This window comes from Gammaproteobacteria bacterium (genome assembly GCA_022340215.1).
Lineage (GTDB): Bacteria > Pseudomonadota > Gammaproteobacteria > JAJDOJ01 > JAJDOJ01 > JAJDOJ01.
In genome coordinates, this window is the sequence record JAJDOJ010000093.1 from 1 (window position 1) to 3,894 (window position 3,894).

4 protein-coding genes are annotated in these 3,894 nt (G+C 60.7%); 3 read left to right on the plus strand and 1 reads right to left on the minus strand.

Annotated elements, in window-relative coordinates; translation table 11 throughout:
* Positions 1–397: 397 nt before the first annotated feature.
* Positions 398–919, plus strand: coding sequence for a hypothetical protein (locus LJE91_07155; protein ID MCG6868499.1), 522 nt, complete (start codon positions 398–400; stop codon positions 917–919).
* Positions 920–923: 4 nt separating this feature from the next.
* Here the strand turns inward: LJE91_07155 and LJE91_07160 are convergent, their stop codons facing one another.
* Entirely contained in the window at positions 924–1,283 is a 360-nt protein-coding gene (locus LJE91_07160; protein ID MCG6868500.1) for a hypothetical protein, read from the minus strand.
* 231 nt (positions 1,284–1,514) lie between these two features.
* Here LJE91_07160 and LJE91_07165 point away from each other — a divergent pair, with 231 nt between their 5' ends.
* Both LJE91_07165 and LJE91_07170 read left to right on the plus strand, forming a co-directional pair.
* Positions 1,515–2,390: a pirin family protein gene (locus tag LJE91_07165; protein MCG6868501.1), complete on the plus strand. Its 876-nt coding sequence runs from the start codon at positions 1,515–1,517 to the stop codon at positions 2,388–2,390.
* A 782-nt stretch (positions 2,391–3,172) separates the two neighbouring features.
* On the plus strand, positions 3,173–3,637 hold the full coding sequence (locus tag LJE91_07170) for a hypothetical protein (protein ID MCG6868502.1): 465 nt from the start codon (positions 3,173–3,175) through the stop codon (positions 3,635–3,637).
* The last annotated feature ends 257 nt before the right edge of the window (positions 3,638–3,894 follow it).

The following is a 3,894-nucleotide window of genomic DNA, read 5'->3' on the forward strand; positions in this document are numbered from 1 at the left end:
TTCGTCCCGTGGCGGCGTTGCGATTCCTTGCAATAGAGCGGCTATTACGCGTCATCGCGCCTTGCCACGAAACGAATATGACACACACTTTCTCGTGAAAACCTGTCCGCGACGGGTATCTCTGCTCCTCCCATCTGCTCCCTTCGCTTCATCCCCTCTGAATGATCGGCAGGGTGGACAAGCGCAGCGCAGTCCACCATTTCTCCCCCATGGGTGCGCGAGCGGTGGAAAGCGACTTTCCCAAGCACACCGTTTATCCAGGGCCCTCCGCAACGAAAAATCCACCTCGAACCTGATCTATATCAATAAAATTAGTTATTGCTTATTTTATGATTTACCTAGGCAAGAGACGTCCCTGCCGTGATGTGGATGTATGAGAAAAACGGGGGTTATCGTCATGTTGAGAAAACTGAGTTCGCTTGCACTGGCCGCGCTGCTGGTATCCGCTGCCGGCATGCAGGCCTCTGCGCAAGAAGAGGCCACGAAGGCGTCGCAGAGCCCGGTCGTCACCGCACCGGTGTATTACTACGACTATGCGGCGCCCTTGTATTTCGATCCCTATGGATTGGGGCAACTGGAATTCGCGCTGGCCGACAGCGCGGCGATGCGCGATTTCATGGACCGGGAGTCTGCCTGGCACCTGTCCCTGATGGATAACCAGCGCCGCTGGATGGACTCCCTCCACGACTGGCACCGGGCCCAGAGCGATGCATGGTTCCGCTGGGTAGATCCGTGGGGTGCGGCTCACCGCGACTGGATGGATGCACGCCAGGCACGCATCGACGCGCTCTTCGATGCTGATAGAGACAGGGGCCCTTATGGCCGGTACAGCCGGTACTACGACAGGACCCCGGAAAACGTCGCAGTGGCCGAGACCGAAGCGGCAACCCCGAAGGAAGAGGAATCCCGGGCCAAGTAAAGACTCACGAAACTTTTGAGGAGGACCGGCGCCCTCGGGCGCCGGTTTGGTTTCCGGAGTGGAAGGCGAAGCGCGACAAAGCGACTTCGACAGTCAGAATTCGGCCGCCTCGATCTTCAGATAGCTCAGGCTGACGTGCTTGCCCAGCTCGTCGTCGATAGCCTCCGCGTTCCCGGGGGAAACTGCCGTCGTCCATGTCCAGAATCCGGTGGTATCCCACGGCGTCTCCCAGGAACAGGACATTGGCCGGTTGCAGATGGATCATGATGTCGTTGTCGGTGTGCGTCTTACCGGTGTGCAGGATCTCGAAGGTCGCCTCGACGGTCACGGTCTGCCCGTTGTCGATCGCGCTGTCCGGCGCCACCACCTTGATACCCTTCGTTGCCCCCTCGGTGAGCCGTTCAAATCTGCGGGACCGCTCAGTATAGCCGAGCCGTGATCGGAGGCATCGAGCGCCGGGGTGGTTCCTGACACCCGGGCCTATGTTCCATAATCAAGAACATTTATTTCACTTTTCCCATATTTATTCCTCCATTCCGACTAATCATACTGGGCGTCATCAAGATCAATCCAGACAGGCCATCAGGTGCGAGACATGACCACACAGGCAGCACAAGCAGACAGAAACCGCGGGGTGACCCGACTGGTCGAAGGAACACCCACATCCGATGGCGCGGGTGTGCGGTTGACGCGCTACATCGGCGACGCGCGGCTGGATCGGCTGGATCCCTTCCTCCTGCTGGACAAGATGCACTCCGATCAGGCCGGGGACTACATCGCCGGGTTTCCCGAGCACCCCCATCGCGGATTCGAAACGGTGAGCTATATGCTGGCGGGCCGGATGCGTCACGCCGACAGCAAGGGCCACGAGGGTGTCGTGGAACCGGGCGGCGTCCAATGGATGACGGCGGGTCGCGGTATCCTGCATTCGGAGATGCCGGAACAGCAGGACGGACTGTTGTGGGGCTACCAGCTCTGGATCAACCTGCCCGCCTCGGAGAAGATGACTGAACCGCGTTACCAGGAGTACAGTCCGGACGAGGTTGCTGTAGAACAGCGCAATGGCGGAATCGAGGTCCGCGTCATCGCGGGACGTACGCAATCAGGTGCCGTAGGCCCGGTCAACGCCGTGACGACGGAACCCGTGTATATGGACGTGTCGATGCCCGCGGGCGCAGTCTTCGAAGAGGTCCTCGCGGATACCCACAACGCCTTCGTTCATTCCGTCGAAGGCCGCCTGATCGTAGACAACGGCACGCCTGGGGATGCCACCGAGATTCCCTCCGGTGGTCTCGCGGTCCTCGGTCCCGGGGAACGGGTCGAGATTCACGGCCAGGCCGCGGCCAACCGCTTCCTGCTGATCGCGGGCAGGCCGCTCAACGAGCCAGTAGCGCGTATGGGCCCGTTCGTGATGAATACCCGTGCGGAGATCCTGCAGGCCTACCGGGACTTCGAATCGGGTGCGTTCTGACCCAGTGCCAGTCAATCGGTCGCGACCCGTTCCCCAGCGCCGTCGGATCGCAGTGCGCGAGCCAAGCCCGGTGTCCGTAACCCCGGCGCCGTGCTCTCCAGCACCTATGCGGCGCATCAGGCGATTTCTGTCAAATGACAGACTTTCCTGCTTGTCTTTTCGTCCGTCCTCCGTGTTGCGACAACCGTTCCATCATTCGACGATGCGCCTGTCGTCGCGCCTTGATGACGAACGATCCCGGCGCGGCGCTGTCCCTGCTTTGCTTGGGCACCGGTCTTGGGCTTCCTGCCCAAGCCGTTCACTGCTTCGCAGCTCACCCGGCGCGATCTGGCATGCCTTTATCCGGCAATCGCCTTATGTATGGAACCAAATTCAAGCGTCGAGTTACGCTGCATTAAGCTGACTTGGCGCGCTACTTCACCAAACCACTCTTCTTCAGGTCCGCTATCGACAGGTCGGCCATCTCGCCAACCACCCTTTGCCCTCGCCACTTCGACTATCGGTCCGCATCAGAAGGGCCGTCCGTACCAGCCGCCGCTACCTACGTCGACATTGATGCTGCCCCACCCGGTCGGAATGCCCACGTTCATTCCCACGCCGACGTGCGGTGTGCATCCCGCAAGCTGCGTCGTGGCCTTCGCGATCGTTTCATCGCAAATTGATCCGTTGCATTGCAAAAAAAGGGATTCTAACCGCTTTGCCCATCGCTTTCCCCGTGAGGCCGGTTGATCGGTCCCGTGCATCCCGTTAGGGTCGAGGCGAACCGACACAGGGAATCGCCCATGACCTCAGAAGATCGAACGCCACCCGGGCTGGCGCGCCGCGCGAAACCCGTCGCCCGTTCGGGCGGCGCACGCTCGGTCATACCGCTATTCGTCATCGGTGCGTTCGCCCTGGTCGCCGTGTACCTGGCACTGCCGCGGGCACAGATCGCGGTCGAGTCCTTCCTGCGTCCAGAGGCGGCACGCGCCACGCAGGCCTGCCGGGACACGACCCAATCGCAATCTAGCTCCCCCGGCTTTACCCGTTTCCTGCGCTACGGCAACGCGCATGCTGTCCCGCAGGGGTTCTATGTCGACAACGTGGTGATCGGCGAAATGTCCGAAGGCTCGGAGGTCGAACTGGAGATCACCTGCTACGTCGATCGGACAGGAACCGTGGTCGATACGGCCCGCCGTGCGTGGTCCCGCCCACCCCCTGAAGACCCCCGGGACGATACCTTCCCGGTACCCGGCAAGGCGCATTAGGAGTTCAGAGAGACACGGGCAGGGCTCATCCTTCCTCATGAGCGAGGGGATGCCAGGAATGAAGCCCATCGTGCAAGCCCTCGATGCCTTGATATCCATTGTTTTCGGACAGAGCACTAGGAGCCTGTCGGACTTAGGTGATCGTAGCGAGCATGATGGGAGAGCGAGATCAAATGTTCACGATTTTGAGGCGCATAGTGGGCCTACGCAACGAAAAATCGGGGGCATTTGAGCCGAGCTCCCATCAGCGCAGTAGA